The sequence below is a fragment of the uncultured Flavobacterium sp. genome (genome assembly GCF_963975515.1).
GTDB lineage: Bacteria > Bacteroidota > Bacteroidia > Flavobacteriales > Flavobacteriaceae > Flavobacterium.
Genome location: NZ_CAXBGY010000002.1, coordinates 211,495 through 234,057, shown reverse-complemented (window position 1 = coordinate 234,057; position 22,563 = coordinate 211,495). Strand labels below are relative to the sequence as shown.

General features: G+C 29.7%; 22 protein-coding genes. 16 read left to right on the top strand and 6 right to left on the bottom strand.

Annotation, left to right across the window (positions count from 1 at the left end):
* Positions 1 to 26 precede the first annotated feature (26 nt).
* The 4 genes from AAC008_RS03485 to AAC008_RS03470 all read right to left on the bottom strand — a co-directional run bounded on the left by AAC008_RS03485 (position 27) and on the right by AAC008_RS03470 (position 5,440).
* On the bottom strand, positions 27 to 719 hold the full coding sequence (locus AAC008_RS03485) for a zinc metallopeptidase (RefSeq protein ID WP_339887440.1): 693 nt from the start codon (positions 717 to 719) through the stop codon (positions 27 to 29).
* Between the two features lie 118 nt (positions 720 to 837).
* Entirely contained in the window at positions 838 to 1,503 is a 666-nt protein-coding gene (locus AAC008_RS03480) for a hypothetical protein (protein WP_339887439.1), read from the bottom strand.
* A 69-nt stretch (positions 1,504 to 1,572) separates the two neighbouring features.
* The gene (locus tag AAC008_RS03475) at positions 1,573 to 2,169 is read right to left on the bottom strand and encodes a hypothetical protein (protein ID WP_339887438.1); all 597 of its coding nucleotides are present in this window, start codon (positions 2,167 to 2,169) and stop codon (positions 1,573 to 1,575) included.
* Between the two features lie 256 nt (positions 2,170 to 2,425).
* Positions 2,426 to 5,440, bottom strand: coding sequence for a class I tRNA ligase family protein (locus AAC008_RS03470; protein ID WP_339887437.1), 3,015 nt, complete (start codon positions 5,438 to 5,440; stop codon positions 2,426 to 2,428).
* A gap of 175 nt (positions 5,441 to 5,615) precedes the next feature.
* Between AAC008_RS03470 and AAC008_RS03465 the strand changes: the two genes are divergently transcribed.
* The 8 genes from AAC008_RS03465 to AAC008_RS03430 all read left to right on the top strand — a co-directional run bounded on the left by AAC008_RS03465 (position 5,616) and on the right by AAC008_RS03430 (position 10,082).
* Positions 5,616 to 6,491, top strand: a complete 876-nt coding sequence (locus tag AAC008_RS03465) for a permease-like cell division protein FtsX (RefSeq protein WP_339887436.1) — start codon at positions 5,616 to 5,618, stop codon at positions 6,489 to 6,491.
* Between the two features lie 80 nt (positions 6,492 to 6,571).
* Positions 6,572 to 6,817 (top strand): DUF3098 domain-containing protein, encoded by a 246-nt coding sequence (locus AAC008_RS03460; RefSeq protein ID WP_339887435.1) that lies wholly within the window; start codon positions 6,572 to 6,574, stop codon positions 6,815 to 6,817.
* 76 nt (positions 6,818 to 6,893) lie between these two features.
* Positions 6,894 to 7,691, top strand: a complete 798-nt coding sequence (locus AAC008_RS03455; RefSeq protein WP_339887433.1) for an undecaprenyl-diphosphate phosphatase — start codon at positions 6,894 to 6,896, stop codon at positions 7,689 to 7,691.
* Positions 7,691 to 8,380 carry a tRNA pseudouridine(55) synthase TruB gene (truB, locus tag AAC008_RS03450; RefSeq protein ID WP_339887432.1) on the top strand — a complete coding sequence of 230 codons (690 nt, stop codon included), beginning with the start codon at positions 7,691 to 7,693 and terminating at the stop codon, positions 8,378 to 8,380. The genes AAC008_RS03455 and truB overlap by 1 nt, the downstream gene beginning before the upstream one ends.
* A 70-nt stretch (positions 8,381 to 8,450) precedes the next feature.
* Entirely contained in the window at positions 8,451 to 8,618 is a 168-nt protein-coding gene (locus AAC008_RS03445) for a hypothetical protein (protein WP_339887430.1), read from the top strand.
* The gene (locus tag AAC008_RS03440) at positions 8,591 to 8,923 is read left to right on the top strand and encodes a type II toxin-antitoxin system RelE/ParE family toxin (protein WP_339887429.1); all 333 of its coding nucleotides are present in this window, start codon (positions 8,591 to 8,593) and stop codon (positions 8,921 to 8,923) included. Before AAC008_RS03445 ends, AAC008_RS03440 begins: the two co-directional genes overlap by 28 nt.
* A 5-nt stretch (positions 8,924 to 8,928) precedes the next feature.
* Positions 8,929 to 9,465 (top strand): hypothetical protein, encoded by a 537-nt coding sequence (locus AAC008_RS03435; RefSeq protein ID WP_339887428.1) that lies wholly within the window; start codon positions 8,929 to 8,931, stop codon positions 9,463 to 9,465.
* Positions 9,465 to 10,082 carry a YiiX/YebB-like N1pC/P60 family cysteine hydrolase gene (locus AAC008_RS03430; RefSeq protein ID WP_339887427.1) on the top strand — a complete coding sequence of 206 codons (618 nt, stop codon included), beginning with the start codon at positions 9,465 to 9,467 and terminating at the stop codon, positions 10,080 to 10,082. The genes AAC008_RS03435 and AAC008_RS03430 overlap by 1 nt, the downstream gene beginning before the upstream one ends.
* Positions 10,083 to 10,101: 19 nt before the next feature.
* Here the strand turns inward: AAC008_RS03430 and AAC008_RS03425 are convergent, their stop codons facing one another.
* Entirely contained in the window at positions 10,102 to 10,707 is a 606-nt protein-coding gene (locus tag AAC008_RS03425) for a thioredoxin family protein (RefSeq protein ID WP_339887426.1), read from the bottom strand.
* An 87-nt stretch (positions 10,708 to 10,794) separates the two neighbouring features.
* Between AAC008_RS03425 and AAC008_RS03420 the strand changes: the two genes are divergently transcribed.
* The 8 genes from AAC008_RS03420 (at position 10,795) to AAC008_RS03385 (ending at position 21,827) form a co-directional block, all read left to right on the top strand.
* Complete coding sequence (locus AAC008_RS03420; RefSeq protein WP_339887425.1) at positions 10,795 to 11,574, top strand: patatin-like phospholipase family protein; 780 nt, start codon at positions 10,795 to 10,797, stop codon at positions 11,572 to 11,574.
* A gap of 120 nt (positions 11,575 to 11,694) precedes the next feature.
* Positions 11,695 to 12,402 (top strand): UMP kinase, encoded by a 708-nt coding sequence (pyrH, locus tag AAC008_RS03415; RefSeq protein WP_339887423.1) that lies wholly within the window; start codon positions 11,695 to 11,697, stop codon positions 12,400 to 12,402.
* A gap of 82 nt (positions 12,403 to 12,484) precedes the next feature.
* The gene (gene frr, locus AAC008_RS03410; RefSeq protein WP_339887422.1) at positions 12,485 to 13,048 is read left to right on the top strand and encodes a ribosome recycling factor; all 564 of its coding nucleotides are present in this window, start codon (positions 12,485 to 12,487) and stop codon (positions 13,046 to 13,048) included.
* 69 nt (positions 13,049 to 13,117) lie between these two features.
* Positions 13,118 to 15,601 carry a DUF5686 family protein gene (locus tag AAC008_RS03405; protein WP_339887421.1) on the top strand — a complete coding sequence of 828 codons (2,484 nt, stop codon included), beginning with the start codon at positions 13,118 to 13,120 and terminating at the stop codon, positions 15,599 to 15,601.
* A gap of 75 nt (positions 15,602 to 15,676) precedes the next feature.
* Positions 15,677 to 18,094, top strand: coding sequence for an efflux RND transporter permease subunit (locus tag AAC008_RS03400; protein ID WP_339887420.1), 2,418 nt, complete (start codon positions 15,677 to 15,679; stop codon positions 18,092 to 18,094).
* 30 nt (positions 18,095 to 18,124) lie between these two features.
* Positions 18,125 to 19,570, top strand: coding sequence for an asparagine--tRNA ligase (asnS, locus tag AAC008_RS03395; RefSeq protein WP_339887419.1), 1,446 nt, complete (start codon positions 18,125 to 18,127; stop codon positions 19,568 to 19,570).
* Positions 19,571 to 19,752: 182 nt separating this feature from the next.
* Positions 19,753 to 21,210 carry an RNA polymerase factor sigma-54 gene (gene rpoN, locus AAC008_RS03390; protein WP_339887418.1) on the top strand — a complete coding sequence of 486 codons (1,458 nt, stop codon included), beginning with the start codon at positions 19,753 to 19,755 and terminating at the stop codon, positions 21,208 to 21,210.
* A gap of 119 nt (positions 21,211 to 21,329) precedes the next feature.
* Entirely contained in the window at positions 21,330 to 21,827 is a 498-nt protein-coding gene (locus AAC008_RS03385; RefSeq protein ID WP_339887417.1) for a hypothetical protein, read from the top strand.
* Here the strand turns inward: AAC008_RS03385 and AAC008_RS03380 are convergent.
* On the bottom strand, positions 21,822 to 22,496 hold the full coding sequence (locus tag AAC008_RS03380; RefSeq protein ID WP_339887416.1) for a porin family protein: 675 nt from the start codon (positions 22,494 to 22,496) through the stop codon (positions 21,822 to 21,824). The two genes, AAC008_RS03385 and AAC008_RS03380, sit on opposite strands and share 6 nt — an antisense overlap.
* Between the last annotated feature and the right edge of the window lie 67 nt (positions 22,497 to 22,563).

The following is a 22,563-nucleotide window of genomic DNA, read 5'->3' as shown; positions in this document are numbered from 1 at the left end:
GGTTTTTATTTTTATTTCTTTAAGAGTTAATCTCTTCTTCCTAAAACTTGAAAAGCCCAATACAACAAAGAGGCTAATGCACCTAAAGCAGCAACTAAATACGTTCTAGCAGCCCATTTTAAAGCATCTTCTGCACCTGCATATTCTTGTTGACTTAACATGTTTTTATTTTTAAGCCAAGCTAGTGCTCTATTACTTGCGTCATATTCTACAGGCAGAGTCACAAAACTAAATGCTGTCGCAATAGCCATTAATACTAAACCCGCAGTTGCCACATAAACTCCAAAACTGTTAACAGCCATTAAAATTAAACCTCCAATAACTACCCATTGCGATAATTTAGAAGAAATACTGACTAATGGAACCATTTTAGAACGCATAGTCAACCAACTATAAGCTTGGGCGTGTTGCACTGCATGACCACATTCGTGAGCAGCAACGGCAGCCGCAGCCGCATTTCTTTGATTATAAACTGCTTCTGACAAATTTACTGTTTTATCGACTGGATTGTAATGATCCGTTAATCTTCCTGGTGTAGAAATAACACGAACATCACTTATACCGTTATCGGCTAACATTTTTTCAGCAATTTCTGCACCACTCATTCCATTTCTTAATTGCACTTTTGAATAAAACTCAAACTTGCTTTTAAGTCTTGAACTCACTAGCCAACTAAAAAGAGAAATCACTCCTATTAATATTAAATATCCAAAATTCATATCTTACTTATTTTAAAAAATTAAAGTTACAACTTAAATATCAAATTGTATTCCAATTTTTAGAAATGACAATTTGGCGTTTTATCTTGGTCACATACTTAATGTTTAGAAAGAAATATTATAAAAATGAAATTCCAAAAACAAATCTGTTATTTCCGTTTTCTTTAACTGTGTTTTCAACAGATGCAAAATCTGATTTCCATTTTCCGTTTGTGAAAGCAAATTCATATCCTAGATTAGCTCTTATTTTAGTCGATTTATTTTTAAATAAATACAAAGAAACAGATGGTCCAGCAAAAAACACTTGATTTCTCAACGAAACATGACCATTGTTGTTTAATGGCTCTAAATCATTCAAATCAATTACATTATTCTTGTTGTAAATATCAACTTCAGAACCTGTGGCAGCAAAATTTAGACCACCTGTGAATGCAACTTTTTCATTATTAATAAAATTGTAATGCACTCTTAATCTTGATGTAAATCCAATGTTTTGATTCTCTGAAGCACCTTTGTCATTTTTTGAAAACAAGAATCCGAATTCAGCATCACCTGAAAGTTTTTCTCCAAAAATGTTCATTCCAACTTGAAACTCAGGCACAGTTTCTTTTAATTCAGGCAAATTAGCTGCTTTCAGTTTATCGTTTAAATTATACTTACTTTGAACTTGAACTCCAATTCCAAAATAAAAATCAACATCAACTTTTTCATTTGAATCATTATCTGACTGAGCAAATGATTGAAAACCATAAGTTAACAACAAAACAAAAATAATTTTTTTCATACATAAAGTTTTAAAAATTAATAATTAAATATCTAATCAAATATTTTGCCAAATTAATTTACTTTTTCATTATACATTTTTAACATCTTTATTCTTCTTTACTTCGTCAAAAAGCTGTCTTCTTAAGATTTGTTCTCTTTCCACGTAAGTTTCTTTATAATTTTGGTATTCTTCTTCTAAATCTTTTAAGGTGTTTTTTGATTCTTTAGTGACTTTATTAGCCTTTTTAAAACTTATAAATAAAAGTATCGCTACAGTTAAACTTACTAGAAATAAAGTCCACATAATAACCGAATAATTTGATTTACTTACAGAAAAGCCTAAAAAACCAATAGTAGCTTTCTCACTCATTAATTTTTCATTAGTCGTTTTTATTGTTTTCATTTCTTTTCCCAAAGCCTTTATTATTCCTTCATTAGCTTTTATTTCACTTTCAAGATTCATTTGAATGCTTTGCTCTTGTTTAATGTAACTATTTAACGAAGCCTGAAAATTAGTAATAGTTGCTTTTTTGACAACTTTGTATTCCTTAAAATCATTTGAACTATCAATTAAAGTACTTAAATCATTCGTCAGTTGTTTACTTTTTTCTTGTGCTTTTAGTGTTCCTAAATTGACTGAAAAAACAAAGAGTATAAGAATTGTTTTTCGGGTTAATTTTATCATGATTTTTAGATTTGGGATTAGTAAATTTCAGTGAAATTAAAAATTAGAATTCAATTTTAAATTTAGCCTATAAGTAGTAAAGCAAAAAACCTGATTTTATTGTATAGAATTTAAATTTTTATCAATTTAAAGTGGTTTTAGAGTTTAAAAATTGTTTTTAACGAGTAAAACCAAAGAATTAATCAATACCATAAAAAATCCCAAACATTTTTAATAGCGTTTGGGATTAAGTATTTTAATGTTGTATTTCAAAAAACTATCCAACCAAATTTATAATTTTTCCAGGAATAATAATCACTTTTTTAGGAGTATTTCCTGCTAATTGAGCAATGGTTCTCTCATCAGCCATTACGATTTCTTCAATTTGAGTTGGAGTTAAATCTAAAGGTAATTTCATAGTGAAACGCATTTTTCCATTAAACGAAACTGGATATTCTTTTTCAGATTCTACTAAATATTTTGGATCAAATATAGGAAATGGTTGTTCTGAAATTCCTTTATAATCTTTCAATTCTTCAATTTTTGAATCTTGTAATCTAAACCATAATTCTTCAGCAATATGTGGTGCATAAGGTGACATTACAATTGCTAATGGTTCTAAAATGGCTCTATGATGGCATTTTAAAGTCGCTAACTCGTTCACACAAATCATAAATTGGGAAACCGAAGTGTTGAAAGAGAAGTTCTCTATATCTTCAGTAACCTTCTTGATGGTTTTATGTAATGATTTGTACATTTCAGCCGTTGGTTCATCATTAGTTACGATTGAACCATTATCATCAAAATACAATCTCCATAGTTTTTTTAAGAAACCAAAAACTCCTGTAATTCCAGCAGTGTTCCAAGGTTTTGCTTGTTCTAATGGACCCAAAAACATTTCATACAAACGTAAAGTATCAGCTCCATATTCATTACAAATTTCATCTGGATTTACTACGTTGTATTTTGATTTAGACATTTTTTCTACTTCGCGACCAACGATGTATTTTCCATCTTCTAAAATGAATTCAGCATCTTTATAATCTACATATAATGGATGATTTTTGAATTTTACTATATCTAATTCGTTTGTAATATCGTTTATAACAGCTAAATCAACATGTATAGGGTATTTAAAAATATTTACATTAGAATCTACTTTATTATTCTTCAGCTGATTATTTAAAAAATAAAAATCCTTATCACTTTTAATCAACTCTAATAATTTCGACTTTATTTCATCATCTGAAATATTTTTAGACACAAAAATTGATTTGAAATATTCAGAAGAATTTGGATTGTCTTCTGTAATTTTTTCAATAGAATTAAAACTAAAAGTCAGTCTATAAGCTAAAGCACTCATTCCTAAAATCATTCCTTGATTTATCAATTTTTTGAATGGCTCTTCTGTTGGTGCAAAACCTCTGTCTTTTAAGAATTTGTTCCAAAAACGAGCATACAATAAATGTCCGGTTGCGTGTTCGCTTCCACCAATGTATAAATCTACATTTTGCCAATAGTCTAACGCTTCTTTGCTTGCAAAATCTTCTTCATTGTGTGCATCCATATAACGCATCCAATACCAAGATGAACCAGCCCAACCAGGCATTGTATTCAGTTCTAAAGGAAAAATAGTTTCGTTATCTATTAACTGATTACTAACTACTGAACACTGATCACTGTCCCAAGCCCAAACTGTTGCGTTTCCTAAAGGTGGTTGTCCATCTTCTGTTGGTAAATATTTTTCTACTTCTGGTAAAGCAATGGGTAAATATTTTTTGTCAATCATTTGTGGTAAACCATTCACATAATAAACCGGAAAAGGTTCTCCCCAATATCTTTGTCTTGAAAAAACAGCATCACGCAAACGGTAATTTGTTTTTCCTTTACCTTGTTTTATATTTTCTAAAGCTTCAATCGCTTTTTTTGTTCCTTCTTTATAACCTAAACCGTTTAAGAAATCAGAATCTACTAATTTAAACCCTTCTTTTGCTCCAAAAGCTTCTTCAGAGATATCTTGGTCGAAAATGTTTTTGATTTCAGGCATTCCGTTAGTTCCTTTGAAGAAATTTGCGAAAGCATAATCACGTTCATCACCACAAGGAACTGCCATAACTGCACCTGTTCCATAACCTGCTAAAACGTAATCTCCAATCCAAACTGGAACTGGTTCTTTCGTAAAAGGATGTTCTGCATAAGCTCCAGTGAAAACTCCAGAAATGGTTTTTACATCAGCCATTCTTTCTCTTTCAGAACGTTTTGCTGTTGCATAAACATAAGCTTCAACAGCTTCTTTTTGTTCAGGAGTTGTGATTTGTGAAACCAATTCATGTTCTGGTGCTAAAGTCATAAATGTAACTCCAAAAATGGTGTCAGGTCGAGTTGTAAATACTGAAATTCTGCTTTCTGAATTCTGCAACCTGAAATCTACCATTGCTCCAACTGATTTCCCGATCCAGTTTCTTTGCGATTCTTTTAGCGATTCTGTCCAATCGATTTCGTTTAAACCTTGTAATAAACGTTCTGCGTAAGCTGAAATTCGCATTGACCATTGAGTCATTTTTTTACGAATCACAGGGTGACCACCACGTTCAGAAACTCCGTTTACGATTTCATCATTGGCTAAAACGGTTCCTAATCCTGGACACCAGTTTACTTCCGTTTCTGCTAAATACGTTAATCTATATTTTAATAGTATTTTTTGTTGTTCCTCTGATGAAAACGCTTTCCATTCGCTTGACGAAAAAGAAGCAATATTATCATCACAAACTGCATTTACATTGGCATTTCCGTTATTTTCAAATTCTTGAATTAAAGTGCAAATACTTTCAGCTTTATTAGAAGTATTATTATACCAAGATTCGAATAATTGAATGAAAATCCATTGAGTATGTTTATAATAATCAGCGTTTGAAGTACGAACTTCTCTGCTCCAATCAAATGAAAATCCGATTTTATCTAATTGTTCTCTATAGCGAGTAATATTTTCTTTGGTAGTTTTATCTGGATGTTGTCCGGTTTGAATTGCATATTGTTCAGCAGGCAAACCAAATGAATCGTAACCTTGTGGATGCAATACATTAAATCCTTTGTGACGCTTGTAACGTGCTACAATATCGGAAGCAATATAACCTAGCGGATGACCAACGTGTAATCCTGCTCCTGATGGATAAGGAAACATATCTAGCACATAGTACTTAGGTTTTTCTGAATGATTTGTTGCAGCAAAGGTTTGGTTTTCTGACCAATATTTTTGCCAATTGGCTTCGATTTCGTTTGGATTGTATTTCATTACTTAGGTTAAAAGTTTAAAGGGTTAAAAGGTTAAAAGTTGTTTTTAACTGATTTTGTCCTTAAAAATTAAGGTGCAAATTTACATTTTATAATACTAAAGTTAAAACTTTGTTGTTATATTCTGTATAAACCAAATTTCTTTTTTATTTTTACCACTTAATTAAACATGCAATATGGCTTCATCATTTGAAAAGTATAATAAAAGAAGACTAATTTCATCGTATTTTTCAGTAATCTTAAGTATATTTTTGGTGCTTTTTCTATTAGGAGCATTGGGATTATTTGTGATTAATTCTAAAAAATTGACGAATGATTTTAAAGAAAACATTCCGATGACGGTGTTTTTTAAAAATGAAGCAAAAGACAGTACGTTAAGTGCTTTTGATATAGAGTTAAAAAACTCAACATTCATTAAAGAATACGCTTACATTCATAAAGATAGTGCAGCTAAGAACAACGTTGATATTGTTGGAGAAGATTTCATGGAGTTTTTAGGAGTAAATCCGCTACAAAATTCTTTTGATATTAATCTAAAAGGTGATTACGTTCAGGCAGATAGCATTAAGAAAATTGAAACGCAAATCAAGCAAAACGAAATGGTTTCTGAAATCATTTATGATAAGCAATTAGTTGATTTAGTTAACGACAATATCAAAAAAATAAGCCTTTGGATATTAATTATTAGTGGTGTTTTAGCTTTAGTAGCTATGCTTTTAATTAACAGTTCATTGAGATTATCTGTTTATTCTCATCGATTTACTATTAAAACGATGCAAATGGTTGGTGCTACAAAATCATTTATTAGAAAACCATTTATTTGGAGAAGTATTAAATTAGGATTAATTGGTTCAACTTTAGCAGTTGTTGGATTATTAGCATTGGTATATTATGCTGATTCAAAATTACCTGATTTAGGAATTTCAAAAGATTATCTTTCTTTAGGAATTGTAATTGGAAGTGTTTTCCTTGTCGGAATTGTAATCACTTGGATAAGTACTTATTTTGCCACACAAAGATTCTTAAATTTAAAAACTGACGATTTGTATTAGATTACAGATGTTCAGATTTTGGATTTTCAGATTAAAAAAAATATTAATTAAAAAGATTTCCGTTTTCACGGAAAATGAATATGAAAAACGAAGACAACAAACCTGCTTTTTTATTTGAAAAAGTAAACTATAAAATTTTATTCATTGGAGTTGGAATTATCGCTTTAGGTTTTATCCTAATGATTGGTGGCGGAACTGAAGATCCAAACACTTTTGATGAAGAGGCTTTATTTAGCTTTAGACGAATTAGATTAGCACCAACTTTAGTTTTAGCTGGTTTTGGCGTTACTATTTATTCGATAATGAAAAATCCTTTTAAAAAGTAATTAGGGAAAAGGGATAAGTAATTAGAACGTTTTCTATTGCCTATTGCCTATTGCCTATTGCCTAATTTCTAAAAAAATGAATACACTACAAGCCATAATTCTTGCCATAATTGAAGGATTAACCGAATTTCTACCTGTTTCTTCTACAGGACACATGATTATCGCATCTTCTTTCTTTGGGATTGCTCAAGACGATTTTACCAAACTTTTCACTATTGTAATTCAATTAGGGACTATACTTTCGGTTGTGGTTTTGTATTTTAAACGCTTTTTTCAATCGGTTGATTTTTACTTTAAATTATTTGTGGCTTTTATTCCAGCAGTAGTTTTAGGATTACTTTTAAGTGATTTTATTGACTCACTTTTAGAAAATCCAATTACAGTTGCCGTTTCATTGGTCATTGGTGGAGTTTTACTTTTAAAAGTGGATGATTGGTTTGGAAACACTCCAAAAAAAGAAGTTCCAGAAGAAATTAGTTATCCAACGGCTTTTAAAATTGGCCTTTTTCAATGTTTAGCCATGATTCCTGGAGTTTCACGAAGTGGTGCAAGTATTGTTGGTGGTATGACTCAAAAATTATCAAGAACAACGGCAGCAGAATTTTCATTTTTCTTAGCTATTCCTACAATGTTTGGGGCAACAGTTAAAAAATCATATGACTTTTACAAAGACGGTTTTGTTTTAACGCAAGATCAAATAAATTTATTAATAATCGGAAATGTCGTTGGTTTTCTAGTAGCCTTAATTGCTATAAAATCATTCATTGGTTATTTGAGCAAACATGGTTTTAAAATGTTTGGTTATTATAGAATTGTTGCCGGAATTGCGGTTTTATTAATTCACTTTTTTGTTCAAAAATTAACTGTGATTTAATGACTAAAGAAGACATCTTAAACGGACAAGTTTTGTTGATTGATAAACCTCTAAAATGGTCATCATTTCAAGCAGTTAATAAGTTGAAATATGCTTTAAAAAACCATTACGATTTACCTAAAAAATTCAAAATTGGTCATGCCGGAACTTTAGATCCATTAGCAACTGGTTTATTGATAATTTGTACAGGAAAATTCACGAAAACAATTTCTGACATTCAGGCTCAAACCAAAGAATATACTGGAACAATTACGGTTGGAGCAACTACTCCTTCTTACGATTTAGAAACTGAAATTGATGCCACTTTTCCAACGGAACAAATTACTGAAGAATTAGTTTTAGAAACTGTAAAACAATTTTTAGGCGAAATTGATCAAAAACCTCCTGTTTATTCTGCTATAAAAAAAGACGGAAAACGTTTGTACGAACATGCAAGAGCTGGTGTTGAAGTCGAAATTCAATCTAGAAAAACAACAATTTACGAATTTGAAATCACAAGATTTGCTTTACCAGAAATAGATTTCAGAGTGCAATGCAGCAAAGGAACATACATTCGTTCTCTAGCTTATGATTTTGGATTAGCTTTAAATTCTGGTGGACATTTAACTGCTTTACGCAGAACAAAAATTGGTGATTATAGTGTTGAAAACGCACCAACTCCGGATGATTTCATAGAAATGAAGTTGTAAATATTTGTTATTTTATTGAAACTAAATTAATTATTTTAATATCTTTACTTATAATCTTATTGCTATCGAAATGAAAACTTCTGATAAAAAATCTAAAAATTTAGCAACTCCAGGCAAACCAATGTCACAAGAGGATTTTGTTTCTTTGATTAAAGAAGCAGAAGAAGGTGAGTTTTTAACTGAAAAAGAATTTGACAAAAGATTCGAAGAATGGAAGTTGAAAAGAAAGAAGTCATAAGATCAATCTTTTATTTGAAGGATCTTTTAGATATTTATGAATATGGTGAAGCAACTTTTGGCATCAAATTAGCAACAAATTTCTATGAAGATTTAAAATTAATTGTAAGAAATTTAGATTCCAATTATTTAGTAAATTCTGAATGCAGACATTTAGAAACTAAAACAAAAATTTATAGAAATATCATATTGGGTTCTTATTTAATAATTTATAGAATTACATCAGATAGAATTGAAATTCTTAGAGCATTTCACGGAAGTCGTTCTCCACAAGAAATAAAAAAAGTTAAAAAAATTAGACCTTAATTTACATGAAATTTACTTCATTCGCATTTATACTTTTCTCGTTTTTAGGATTTTCACAAGAAGAAGAAAAACTCTTATCATTTGGTGATTATACACAATTTGAAATCTCAATTCCACTACAAGGAAACAACAATAGAGGTGAAGTTTTCCCTGATGGTAGTACCAATAACAATTGGTTTATTCCTGATGGTGTAAATTCTAATTTTGGTTATGGTTTCCATTTTAATAAATGGATAGGTGTTTCTGCAAATTCAGGAATTGCAATGATGATTTCCGAAAAAATAGTTATGTCTCCTGTCTTTTCAAATTTAAGGATTATGCCTAAAATTAGTTCAGATTCTCGTTTAGGAATTGATATTGGTTTAGGGAAAACGTTTGCTTTAGGAAGAGGAAATTTAACAGGTGATTTTAAAAGACTAAAATTAAATTACGAAAACAGCGACTATCAATATTTTATTGAAGTTGTTAATTACGGAATTGACATTCATAATAAAAGCAATTTAGGAAGCATAAGCTTTGGAATTGCGCTAATCAATTTTTAATGAAAAAGATAATTTTACTATTAATTCTATCCATTTACACAGTTTCATTTGGACAAAAAAAAGCAACCTTAAAAGAAGGCGATATCATTTTTCAATCTATGAATTGTGATTTATGTAAAGCTATTAATGCAGTTACAGAAGGTTTTGATGGTCACGATTTTAGTCACTTAGGAATGATTCACATTAAAAATGATTCGATTTATGTGATTGAAGCTGCTGGAAAAAATGTAAAATTAACACCACTTGAAGTTTTTAAAACCTATACTACAGACACTATGTATGTAGGAAGATTAAAAAGAAAATACCGAAAATACATTCCAAAAGCAATTGAATTTTCAATGTCTCAAATGGGTGTTCCTTATGATGAAGCCTATTTATATGACAACGGAAGTTATTATTGTTCTGAATTAATTTATGATGCTTTTTTAGCAGCTTATGAAAAACCATTTTTTGAATTAACTCCAATGACATTCAAAGAACCGAATTCAAATCAATATTTTCAGGTTTGGATTGTTTATTATGAAAACCTAAAAATCGAAATTCCAGAAGGAGAACTAGGTTGTAATCCTGGTGGAATTTCGACTTCTAATAAATTAAAAATTATTGGTGTGATTTAACTTTTTCCGAAAATTCTTTTTAAACCAATTCCTTACTTTTCATCAATTGCATAATTTCATTTTGAGTAGAAACACCTTTGTCATGTAAATACCATTTTTGCAATTCAACTTTTATAGGTTCATCCACTACTCCATTTGCAGCTTTATAATCAGCAATAAGTTTTCTTGCAGGTTCAGGTCTTGGTCCAAAATCTCCAATTACATTGTTTTCCTCATCAAGAATAATTAATTTCGGAATTGCCATTCCACCATTAGTTAAAAAATCATTCATCAAATCATCATTCTCATCTCGAAGTACGATTTTTAAATCTATATTTTTTGATGATTCAGCCATTTTATAAATAATTGGTAAAATCTGTGCTGCATCACCACACCAGCCTTCGGCAATTACTAACCAAGTAACTTTTGTTTCTAATTGATTAATTTGTGTTTGAACATCATCTGTAATTTTAATGGTTTTTTCCAATCGATTCATTCTAGTTTCATTCAATTCTGAATAATGTAATAAATCGTCAGTTTGAGTATTACCTGTAGATTTTCCTTCTGTAATTAATTTTGAAACTATTTCTCTATAAGCATTGTATGTATAACTTTTTGCTAAAGCGTTTACTATATTTTTATTCATGATAATTTAAATTATTTATTCTACAAAATTACCACTAAATTTGGAAATTGAATGTAAGTTATGTTACACAAATACTAAATTAATTAAATGGACTTTACTTCAAAATCGATAGGTTTGGTATTATCTGGTGGTGGTTCTAAAGGAATTGCTCAAGCGGGTGCTTTAAAGTTTCTAGAGGAGCAAAACATTAAACCTTCTCACATAGCAGGAACAAGCGCTGGTGCAATTATTGCCGCTTTATATGCTTATGGCAAAAAACCAGAAGAAATTTTAGAATTTTTTAAATCAATTTACTTCTTTCATTGGAAGCATTTTACTTTCAAAAAAGCTGGAATTGTCGATTCTGAATCTTTTAAAAGTTATTTTAATCAAATTTTTAAAGACGCAACAATTGGAGAGCTAGCTATTCCAACATTCATTACAGCTACTGATTTAGTAAAAGGTAAACTAAAAGTTTTTAGACCTGAAACAAAAATAACAGATGCAGTTTTGGCTTCATCTTCGTTTCCTGGCATGCTTTCACCTTATGAATTAAACGACAAATTATATAGTGATGGTGGAATTCTGAATCATTTTCCAACTGATCTTTTACAAGGAAGGTGTGATTCTATTATTGGTGTTTATGTAAGTCCAATTCAAACCATTGAAGCAAAAGATTTGAGATCTATAAAATCAGTGACCACTAGAGCTTTTGACTTATTATCTGCTCAAGGAAATTATCAAAAATTTAATTTGTGTGATTGGGTAATTGAACCTAAAGAATTAGCCAACTTTAGCACTTTTGAAACTAATAAAACAAAAATGGATAAAATTTTTGATATTGGCTATCAAGCTGCAAAAAACTCATTTGAAGAATTGAATTTATAATTTTAAACTAGATTTTTTTTAAATTAGATAATAACTATATTTGCAACACAATTTTGAACTAAATTCAGAATAAATGACTCGAGCTTGCAACAGCATGTCTCCGTTAAAATACAAACATACATGAAATACAAAAGAATTCTTCTAAAGTTAAGTGGTGAAGCTTTAATGGGTGACAGAGCTTACGGAATTGATCCAAAACGTTTAGCTGAATATGCTGCTGAAATCAAACAAATTCACGAAAAAGGTATAGAAATTGCTATTGTAATTGGTGGAGGAAATATCTTTAGAGGTGTTGCCGGTGCTAGTAATGGAATGGACAGAGTTCAAGGTGATTATATGGGAATGCTTGCAACTGTTATTAACGGAATGGCCTTACAAGGTGCACTAGAAGAGGCTGGAATGCAAACTAGATTACAAACTGCTTTAAAAATTGAAGCTATTGCAGAACCTTACATCAAAAGAAAAGCTACCCGACATTTAGAAAAAGGTAGAGTTGTAATTTTTGGTGCTGGAACAGGAAATCCTTATTTTACAACAGATACTGCTGCGGTTTTAAGAGGTGTAGAAGTAGGTGCTGATGTAATTTTAAAAGGAACTCGTGTTGATGGTGTTTACACATCTGACCCAGAGAAAAACAAAGATGCTATAAAATTTGACTCTATTACATTTGAAGATGTAATTGCAAAAGGATTAAACGTAATGGATTCAACAGCTTTTACATTAAGTCAAGAAAACAAATTACCTATTATAGTTTTTGATATGAACATTGAAGGAAATTTACTAAAAATTTGTGAAGGACAAACAATAGGAACAACGGTAACAATATAAAATAATTATTAGACTGTTAGATTATTCGATTGTTCGAAATATCTAATCTTCAAATAATCGAATAACCTAAAATATTATAAAAATGACTGAAGAAATTAACTTTATTTTAGAAACAGCAATCGAATCTATGAATAGTTCAATTGCTCATTTAGAAAAAGAATTTTTAAATATTAGAGCAGGAAAAGCTTCACCTCAAATGTTAGGTGGTGTTTTTGTGGATTATTATGGTTCACTAACACCATTAACTCAAATAGCTAATGTTAATGCAGCTGATGCAAGAACATTAACAGTTACTCCATGGGAAAAAAACATGATGCAACCTATTGAAAAAGCAATTCAAATTGCTAATTTAGGATTAAACCCAATGAACAATGGTGACACCATCATTATCAACATTCCAGCTTTGACAGAAGAACGAAGAAGAGATTTAGTAAAACAAGCTAAAGCTGAATCTGAAGACGCAAAAATCGGAATAAGAAATGCTCGTAAAGACGCTAATAACGACATCAAAAAAGAAGAAAAAGATGGTTTAGCTGAAGACATTGCTAAAACAGCTGAAGATGAAGTTCAAAAATTGACAGATGCTTACATTAGAAAAATAGATGAGCATTTAGTTAATAAAGAAGCCGAAATAATGAAAGTATAAATTTTAAGTCCTGATTAACATCAGGACTTTCTTTTTTAAATATCTTTGTATTCAATCGAAAATTTTTAAATGCGATATTCATATCTATTATTTTTACTATTACTTACAAACTTTATTTTTGGTCAAACAAAAATCAAAGGGCAAGTTATCGATTTTGATACAACCATTCCAATTGCTTTTGCAAAAATAACTTACGATAAAACAACTGTTTTTGCGGATTGGGAAGGTAAGTTTTCATTAGAAATTACGGATTTCAAAAAACCTTTATACATTCGCTACAAAGGATATTATGAAAAACCTGCTTACGCTTCAAATGATGGAAAATTATTTATTATAAAATTAACGCAAGACATCAATAAAATTAAAAACGAATATTATTCTCTTAACAAAGTAAATCATATTGTTAAAAAAGTTATTGAAAATAAAAAAAATACACAACCAGAAAAAGCACTTGATTCTTACGAATATAAAAATTACGAATACATTCAAATAACGGCAAATCCTGATAGTATTTCCGGGGAAATTGATAAAATCTACAAAAGAAATCTTTTTGGAAAAGAAATTCTAAAGCTAGATTCAACAAACTATAAATTCAAAAAATTAGTTGAAAAAAGTCATATTTATCAAACTGAAAAAGTCAATTTAATTCAGCATAATCAATATTCTAACAAAGAAACCGTTTTAGCAACTCGAATGGCTGGTTTTAAAGAACCTTTATATGAATTTCTTGGCCTAAAATTAATTTCGTATTCAGTTTACGAAAATCCATTCGAACTTTTAGAAATTCCTCTTCAGAATCCAATTTCTAATTACGGTAGAAAATTATATACTTACCATTTGTTAGATTCAACAGAAATTCAAAATCGAAAAGTATATCGAATTTATTTCGAACCAAAAAAATTAAGAGCCAACCGATTAAGGGGTATTTTACATGTTGATGCAGAAAATTTTTCGGTAGCAAAAGCTCAATATCGAATTTATGGAATTGTAAATGTAGACGCTACATACACTTTTAATTACCTTAAAAAAGAGAACATTTGGTTTCCCGAAAAAAGAAAAATTATTTTAAGTAAAGGAAGTAATTCTGAAGATTTAACAATTCTTGGTGGAACGATGAAATTTAGATCAAGTTTAGAACAAAATTTAGGCAATAATGCTTCTGATAGGACTATTTTAATTCTCGAATCAACTCCTTTTGACATAAAAATAAACGAACCTGTAGTGCTAAAATTTGACGGAATAAAAGTATATGTTCCTGAAAGTAGTTTGAAAAAATCAGAAAAATATTGGAATTCAATTGCAAAAGACACCATCGATATTCGAAAAATGAAAACTTATACTTCATTAGACAGTTTATCACAATCTAGTAATATTGAGCGTAAAATATTTTTAGGTAAAAAAATAATTAATGGTTATTTGCCTATAAGTTATGTTGATTTAGATTTGAGAAGTATTTTAAAATACAACAATTATGAAGGTTTTAGAATAGGATTAGGAGCAGTTACAAACAATAAAGTTTCAGAAGATTATAAAGTTGCTTTTTATGGCGCTTATGGTTTTAAAGATGAAGGAATTAAATATGGCATCACTCCTTCATATTTATTAAATAAATTAGATGAAACCTGGCTGAGTATTTCTTATATAGATGATGTTAGTGAAATTGGTCAGACTACCTTTGCAACTGATTCAAGAAGGTTTCGCGTTTATGATCCAAGACCTTTTAATATTTCTACTTTTTATAACAACAGGATCTCATCTGCTTTCATTGAAAGTAAAATTTTACCTAAAACATCTGCTTATTTCTCCATTTCTCAAAGCGAAATAACTCCATTGTTTGACTATACTTTTATCAACAACGGTCAAAGTTTTTCTAATTACAATCTAACTTCAGCCCAATTTTCTATTCAATGGAACCCTTTTAGTAGTTATATGCAAACTCCTTTGGGTAAAATAGAAATCGAAAAAAGACATCCTAAATTTTCTTTACAAATAACACAAACAATACCAGAAATATTCGGAAATAATTTTGATTTTACTAAAGTTGATTTTAAAACTTTTTATGAAATTCCGTATTTATCAGGACAAAAAAGCTCGTTTCTTTTTCAAACTGGTTTAGCTTTTGGCGATATTCCTTTAACACAATTATATGCAATTGCACCAAATAATTTGAATAAAGATGCTATTTTAAAACGAATCACTTTTGCAGGTAAAAATAGTTTTGAGACCATGTATTACAATGAGTTTTTCTCTGATAAATATGTTTCTATGCAACTTAAACACACGTTTAATAGAATTAATATTGGCTATAAACTAAATCCTGAATTTACAGTTGTAACACGAATGGCTTTTGGAACAATTGACAATCCAGAAAATCATGTTGGTTTGCCTTTTAATTCTTTAGAAAAAGGCTTTTTTGAAAGTGGTGTTGAATGTAATAAATTATTTAAAGGCTTTGGCCTAGTTGCCTTTTATCGCTATGGAAATTATCAATTAGCTAACTTTGATGATAACATTGCTATTAAGATTTCTTATAATCTCGATTTAGGACTTTAATTTATTGCAATTCTTTGGTTTGAAAACTAACTATTTAATCAATAATACTTACCTTTGCAGACTAAATTTTAGATGATGTTTAAATGGCTAAATAGTCGTTTTTGGAATTATATTGCAGGACGAATTTTACGTAACAGAGTTGCTCTACTAATATTAGTTGGGCTTTTCACCGTTTTTATGGGTTTTCAATGGCAAAATATGCGCTTTACCTTTACTGAAGCAAATCTTTTACCAGACGACCATGAAGTTAATAAACAATACCAATCATTTTTAGACAAATTTGGAGAAGAAGGTAATCTAATAGTTGTTGGATTTAAAGATTCTACTTTTTTTTCAGCTAAAAATATAAAAATTTGGGAAGATTTTGTTGCTGAAATTAAAACCGACAAAGCTGTTGACTTAACACTTTCTATAGAAGATTTACAAGTTCTTGAAAAAGACACCGTTGATCAAAAATTCAAATTAGTCCCTTTTATCAATAAAAAATCTATTATAGATTCTTATGTAAAGAAGAAGGAAAAAGAACTTTTTAACGATTTACCTTTTTATGAAGGCATGTTATTTAATAAAGAATCTGGAGCGGTTCGTTTTGCCATTTATATTGACAAAAAAATTGTAAATACTGCTGCTCGTAAAGATTTTGTTTTCAAACATTTTAGTCAAGAAAAAATTGATGCATTTGAAAAAGAAACAGGTCTAGACATGCATGTTTCTGGAATGCCATACATCAGAACTTTAAATGCTCAGAGCATAATTGACGAAATAGGATTGTTCGTTATTGCTGCTTTATTAGTTACCTCATTATTGTTTTTCTTCTTTTTTAGAAGTTTTAGAGCAACTTTAATTTCAATGTTAGTCGTGATAATTGGCGTAATGTGGTCTTTTGGAACATTAGGTTTGTTGCATTATGAAATCACTGTTTTAACAGCTATTATTCCACCATTAATCATTGTAATTGGAATTCCAAACTGTATTTTCCTAATTAATAAATACCAACAAGAAATAAAAATTCACGGAAACAAAGCAAAATCTTTGCAACGTGTAATTTCAAAAGTAGGAAATGCTACTTTGATGACTAACTTAACTACTGCAGCTGGTTTTGCTACTTTCATGTTTACTGATAGTAAATTATTGACTGAATTTGGTATTGTTGCGTCATTAAACATTGTTTTCTTATTTATACTTTGTTTAATTATTATTCCAATTATTTATAGCTACATGCCTTTGCCTAAGGAAAAACACTTAGAACATTTAGGTAAAAACTACTTGAATTCATTCATCAAATGGATTGAAAATATAATTAAAAACTATAGAATTGCAGTTTTTGCAACGGCTATTATAGTGCTAGTTTTGGGGGTTATTGGTATAAATCAAATAAAAGTTTCAGGAAGTATTATTGAAGATATGCCTAAAAAAGCGCCTTTCTTTAAAGACATTCTATTCTTCGAAAATGAATTTGATGGTGTAATGCCATTGGAAATCATGATTGATACCAAAAAACCAAAAGGAGCCATGAAGTCGGTTACCTTAAAAAGAATTAATAAACTTCAAGAAGAAATTGAAGAAATTCCAGAATTATCAAAACCAGTTTCTATTGTTAACTTGGTTAAATATGCCAAACAAGCCTACTACAATGGAAATCCAGATTATTACGAATTGCCTACTAGCAAATTAGAAGAGGGTTTTGTATTAACTTATGTTAAAAATTCAACAAAAGAAAGCAGTGAAAATCTTTTAAAAAGTTATGTTGACAGTACCGGACAATATGCACGTGTAACTACATTCATGAAAGATATTGGCACCGATAAAATGGCTAAAATTGAAGAAAGACTTCAAGAGAAAATAGACAAAATTTTTCCAAAAGAAAGATACAATGTTACTTTAACAGGAAAAGCATTTGTTTTTGAAAAAGGAACTCATTATTTGGTTCACAATTTAGTTTTATCATTATTATTTGCCATCATCCTGATTTCTTTATTAATGGCTTATTTGTTCCGTTCCTTTAAAATGATAATTGTTTCGTTATTACCAAACATATTACCGTTGATTATGACAGCTGGTTTAATGGGTTATTTAGGAATTCCAATAAAACCATCAACTATACTAGTATTTAGTATTGCTTTCGGAATTTCTGTTGATGATACCATTCACTTTTTAGCTAAATATCGTCAAGAATTAAAGCAGAACAACTGGAAAATAAAAAAATCGGTTTACAACACGGTTAAAGAAGCTGGTGTAAGCATGTTTTATACTTCAGTAGTATTATTCTTTGGATTTTCAGTATTTACCTTATCAAGTTTTGGTGGAACAATTGCTTTAGGTAGTTTAGTTGCGCTGACATTATTATTTGCTATGATTTCTAATTTAATCTTATTGCCAGCATTATTACTATCTTTAGAAAAAACAATAGCCAACAAAGAAGAATTTATAGAACCAACAATAGATATTTTATCAGAAAACCATTCTGAGGACGAAATATCAAATCAAGATTAATTTTTATATTTATAATTAAATTAGAAAAGAATGAAACATACTAAAGTTATCGACCTTTTAAACAGTAAAAAAACGTTGCATGAAGTAACTGCAAAAGGTTGGGTTAGAACATTTAGAAACAATCAATTTATAGCGTTGAATGACGGTTCAACCATCAATAATATTCAATGTGTTGTCGATTTTGAAAATACACCAGAAGAAACTTTAAAAAGAATCACAACTGGTGCTGCTGTTTCAGTAACTGGGATTTTACAAGAAAGTCAAGGAAAAGGACAATCAGTAGAGATTCAAGTTACTAAAGTTACTATTCTTGGTGATTCAAATCCAGAAGAATATCCAATTCAACCAAAAAAACACTCTCTTGAGTTTTTAAGAGAAAACGCTCATTTACGTGTAAGAACAAATGCTTTTGGAGCAATTATGAGAGTTCGTTCTGTGTTGTCGTTTGCAGTGCACAATTACTTTCAAGAAAAAGGATTTGTTTATGTAAACACTCCAATTATTACTGGTAGTGATGCAGAAGGTGCTGGTGAAATGTTTAAAGTAACCGCTTTACCTTTCGACAAAACACCAAGAACAGAAGAAGGAAAAGTAAACTACAAAGAAGATTTCTTTGGAAAAGAAACAAACTTAACGGTTTCTGGACAATTAGAAGCTGAAACTTATGCTATGGCTTTAGGTCAAGTATATACTTTTGGACCAACTTTTAGAGCTGAAAACTCAAATACATCGCGACATTTAGCAGAATTTTGGATGATTGAACCAGAAGTTGCTTTTAATGATTTAGATGCAAATATGGATTTGGCTGAAGATTTTATTCAGTATGTAATCAAATATGTTTTAGAAAAATGCCAAGATGATTTAGCTTTCTTAGAACAACGTTTAACAGAAGAAGAAAAATCTAAACCTCAAGCTGAACGTAGTGAAATGAGTTTGTTACAAAAATTAAACTTCGTTTTAGAAAACAACTTTAAACGTGTTTCTTATACTGAAGCTATAGATATTTTAAGAAATTGTACTCCAAATAAAAAAGGTAAATTCAATTACATCATTAAAGAATGGGGAGCAGATTTACAAAGTGAACACGAACGTTATTTAGTGGAAAAACACTTCAAATGTCCTGTAATTTTGTTTGATTATCCTGCAAATATCAAAGCATTCTACATGAGATTAAACGACAATACTGAACCCGGAAAAGAAACAGTTCGTGCAATGGATATCCTTTTCCCAGGAATTGGTGAAATCGTCGGTGGTTCTCAAAGAGAAGAGCGTTATGATGTTTTAGTAAAAAAAATGCACGCTTTAGGAATTGAAGAAGAAGAATTATGGTGGTATTTAGACACTAGAAAATTCGGAAGTGCGGTACACTCAGGATTCGGATTAGGATTTGAACGTTTAGTTCTTTTCGTAACTGGAATGTCAAATATTAGAGACGTAATTCCTTTCCCAAGAACACCACAAAATGCAGAATTTTAAAAAATTAGGTTAAGAGTTTAAAAGGTTATAAGGTTAAAAGTTTGATGTAGTATTAACATTCAAAATTTAATTAATTAAGAAATATTAAAATGTTATGAGTTTGTAGATTTAAATTTTGTGCTTTATATGTACAAACCCTTTTAAACTTTTAAACTCATAACCTTTTAACCAAAAGAAGAAAAATGCTTAAACACAGTTTACAATTTAAATTATCACAGAAATTATCTCCACAACAAATTCAGTTGATGAAGTTAATTCAATTGCCAACGCAAGCTTTTGAACAACGTTTGGAAGAAGAATTAGTTGAAAATCCTGCTTTAGAAAATGGAAAAGATGAAGTTGATGAATATGATGATGATTTTAATGATTCCTCAGACGATTATGATGATGATAACGAAAGAATTGATACTGACATAAACATTGATGAATATTTAAGCAATGACGAAACTCCTGATTACAAATATCAGGCAAATAATTATAGTGATGACGATGAAGATAAAAGCAGACCAATCGCTGCTGGAATTAGTTTTCATCAAGATTTAATCAATCAATTGAATACGTTTATTCTTAATGATGATGAACGAAATATAGCCGAATTTCTTGTAGGAAGTATCGATGATATGGGTTATATCAGAAGAACTATTCAAGATATGGTTGATGACTTGGCATTTACACAAGGTGTTTATACTGATGAAAAAACGGTTGAACGCATTCTACTTGTTGTACAAGAATTAGAGCCTTCTGGTGTCGCTGCTCGTGATTTACAAGAATGCCTATTGCTTCAATTAAAACATAAAACACCTAATGAATCTATCGATTTAGCTACTCAAATTATTGAAGATCAGTTTGATGCTTTTTCTAAAAAACATTACGAAAAATTACTTCAAAAATTTGATGTTTCAAAAGACCAATTGCGAAAAGCTATTGATGTTATTGAAAAATTAAATCCAAAACCAGGTGGTTCTTACGGTGGAAATCTTAAAATGACAGAACATGTTGTGCCAGATTTTACTATTAGAATTATTGAAGGCGAATTAGATTTAACTTTAAACGGAAGAAACGCACCAGAACTTCATGTGTCTAAAGATTATCAAGACATGTTAAAGACTTATAAAGACACAAGCGAAAAGTCAAATTCTCAAAAAGATGCTGTTCAGTTTATCAAACAAAAATTAGATTCAGCTAAATGGTTTATTGATGCAATTAAGCAACGTAGTGAGACTTTATTTGTAACTATGAATGCTATTATGCATTATCAAGAAGAATTCTTTTTAGATGGTGATGAAACAAAACTTCGTCCAATGATTTTAAAAGATATTGCTGATTTAGTTGGATTAGATATTTCAACCGTTTCTCGTGTTGCTAATAGTAAATATGTTGATACACCTTACGGAACAAAACTTATCAAAGATTACTTTAGTGAATCTATGACTAATGATCAAGGGGAAGAAGTTTCAACAATTGAAATTAAAAACATCTTACAGCAAGTTATCGAAAACGAAGACAAGAAAAAACCTTATCCAGACGACAAATTAGCTGAATTATTATTAGAAAAAGGGTATCCAATTGCTCGTAGAACTATTGCGAAATATAGAGAGTTATTAGATATTCCTGTTGCTCGTTTGCGTAAGAAGATATAATTCCAACTATGGATTTAAAAAAAATATTACCTTCATTTTCATATATATTTCATCCCATATTTGTGACATTTTATGGTGTTTTACTGTATATATGGCTATCTTGTTTAGGTCTTAATTCATTGTCCTTAGTATTATTAATTCAAGTTGTAATATTGACCATGTTATTGCCTTTATCAATATATTATTTACTAAAAGCAACTGGTTATATAAATTCATTTACAGAAGCAACTATCCATGAAAGAAAAATTCCTATACTATTACAAGCACTATTTTTGTTTTTACTAATAAAATTTAGTGGCTTTATTGAAGATTTACCCGCAATATACTTTTTCTTAATAGGTGGATTAATAGCTTCTATAATAGCTTTTGTACTAACATTTATAAACTTTAAAGTCAGTTTACATATGATTGGCGTTAGTTCCTTATTAGCTTTTATAATAAGCCTATACGTTTATTTGAATGTTCCAATCATTCCTTTAATTGCTTTAATGATACTATTTGTTGGAAGTGTTGCATCTTCAAGGCTTTATATGAAATCTCATAATTATTTAGAACTTTTTGCTGGTTCTATGATTGGCCTATTATCTCAACTATTTTTGTGGCAATTTTATTTATAAAATATAGAAAACAAATCCGATATTTAATGAGCTAAGTTCTAATTTTTTATCGTTTAACTGAACATCTTTAAAAATTGGAGAAAGTGAATATTGTACATAGATATTTCCGGTATTATTCCCTACAGACAAATAAGTTGCATATTTAATTTTAGATAAATCACTATTATTTCTAACAGTTATGTCTTCCGTTGGTGATTTAAAAACAGATTTACTAGCAAATAAATAAGAAATCTTAAATCCAGCATAAATTCTCCAAAACTTATGACTTTCATAAGTAGAATTTCTCCAGCGAATTTCTATGGGTAAGTCTAATTGATGTAATACTAATTTATTTTTATCGAAAGAATCATCTATGGTATAATTTATATCATTAGTTGAATTATCAATTTTAATGTTGTTCTTTAAATTATTGTATGAATATCCTAAACCTGGAGCAATTGCCCATGTTCTCTTTTTATTAAAAGGCATATCACGAAGAAATCCAACAGATATTCCAGAGGACAATGAGTGTTTACTAAAGCTAGCTGGTCTATTCTGCACAAGATTGAGCGAAAAAGTTGTATACATTTGATCTTCTCTGTATAAAGAGTCAACTACTGTACTTTTCTCTTCTTGAGAAAACACTACACTAGTAAAGAGAATAAAAAAAGACAACAATAGGTTTTTCACTTTCTAATTTTTTATAAAAATAATAAAAAAAGGCATCCAATTGGATACCTTTTAAAGTTTATTATAG

Bases quoted from the DNA above. Each gene is read 5' to 3' on its own strand.
- AAC008_RS03455 (WP_339887433.1), top strand. From the start codon at position 6,894: ATGAATACACTACAAGCCATAATTCTTGCCATAATTGAAGGATTAACC.
- AAC008_RS03470 (WP_339887437.1), bottom strand. From the start codon at position 5,440: ATGAAATACAATCCAAACGAAATCGAAGCCAATTGGCAAAAATATTGG.
- AAC008_RS03435 (WP_339887428.1), top strand. From the start codon at position 8,929: ATGAAATTTACTTCATTCGCATTTATACTTTTCTCGTTTTTAGGATTT.
- frr (WP_339887422.1), top strand. From the start codon at position 12,485: ATGACTGAAGAAATTAACTTTATTTTAGAAACAGCAATCGAATCTATG.
- AAC008_RS03460 (WP_339887435.1), top strand. From the start codon at position 6,572: ATGAAAAACGAAGACAACAAACCTGCTTTTTTATTTGAAAAAGTAAAC.
- AAC008_RS03485 (WP_339887440.1), bottom strand. From the start codon at position 719: ATGAATTTTGGATATTTAATATTAATAGGAGTGATTTCTCTTTTTAGT.
- AAC008_RS03420 (WP_339887425.1), top strand. From the start codon at position 10,795: ATGGACTTTACTTCAAAATCGATAGGTTTGGTATTATCTGGTGGTGGT.
- AAC008_RS03465 (WP_339887436.1), top strand. From the start codon at position 5,616: ATGGCTTCATCATTTGAAAAGTATAATAAAAGAAGACTAATTTCATCG.
- AAC008_RS03475 (WP_339887438.1), bottom strand. From the start codon at position 2,169: ATGATAAAATTAACCCGAAAAACAATTCTTATACTCTTTGTTTTTTCA.
- AAC008_RS03400 (WP_339887420.1), top strand. From the start codon at position 15,677: ATGTTTAAATGGCTAAATAGTCGTTTTTGGAATTATATTGCAGGACGA.
- AAC008_RS03425 (WP_339887426.1), bottom strand. From the start codon at position 10,707: ATGAATAAAAATATAGTAAACGCTTTAGCAAAAAGTTATACATACAAT.
- AAC008_RS03480 (WP_339887439.1), bottom strand. From the start codon at position 1,503: ATGAAAAAAATTATTTTTGTTTTGTTGTTAACTTATGGTTTTCAATCA.
- rpoN (WP_339887418.1), top strand. From the start codon at position 19,753: ATGCTTAAACACAGTTTACAATTTAAATTATCACAGAAATTATCTCCA.
- truB (WP_339887432.1), top strand. From the start codon at position 7,691: ATGACTAAAGAAGACATCTTAAACGGACAAGTTTTGTTGATTGATAAA.
- asnS (WP_339887419.1), top strand. From the start codon at position 18,125: ATGAAACATACTAAAGTTATCGACCTTTTAAACAGTAAAAAAACGTTG.
- AAC008_RS03445 (WP_339887430.1), top strand. From the start codon at position 8,451: ATGAAAACTTCTGATAAAAAATCTAAAAATTTAGCAACTCCAGGCAAA.
- AAC008_RS03440 (WP_339887429.1), top strand. From the start codon at position 8,591: ATGGAAGTTGAAAAGAAAGAAGTCATAAGATCAATCTTTTATTTGAAG.
- AAC008_RS03405 (WP_339887421.1), top strand. From the start codon at position 13,118: ATGCGATATTCATATCTATTATTTTTACTATTACTTACAAACTTTATT.
- AAC008_RS03430 (WP_339887427.1), top strand. From the start codon at position 9,465: ATGAAAAAGATAATTTTACTATTAATTCTATCCATTTACACAGTTTCA.
- pyrH (WP_339887423.1), top strand. From the start codon at position 11,695: ATGAAATACAAAAGAATTCTTCTAAAGTTAAGTGGTGAAGCTTTAATG.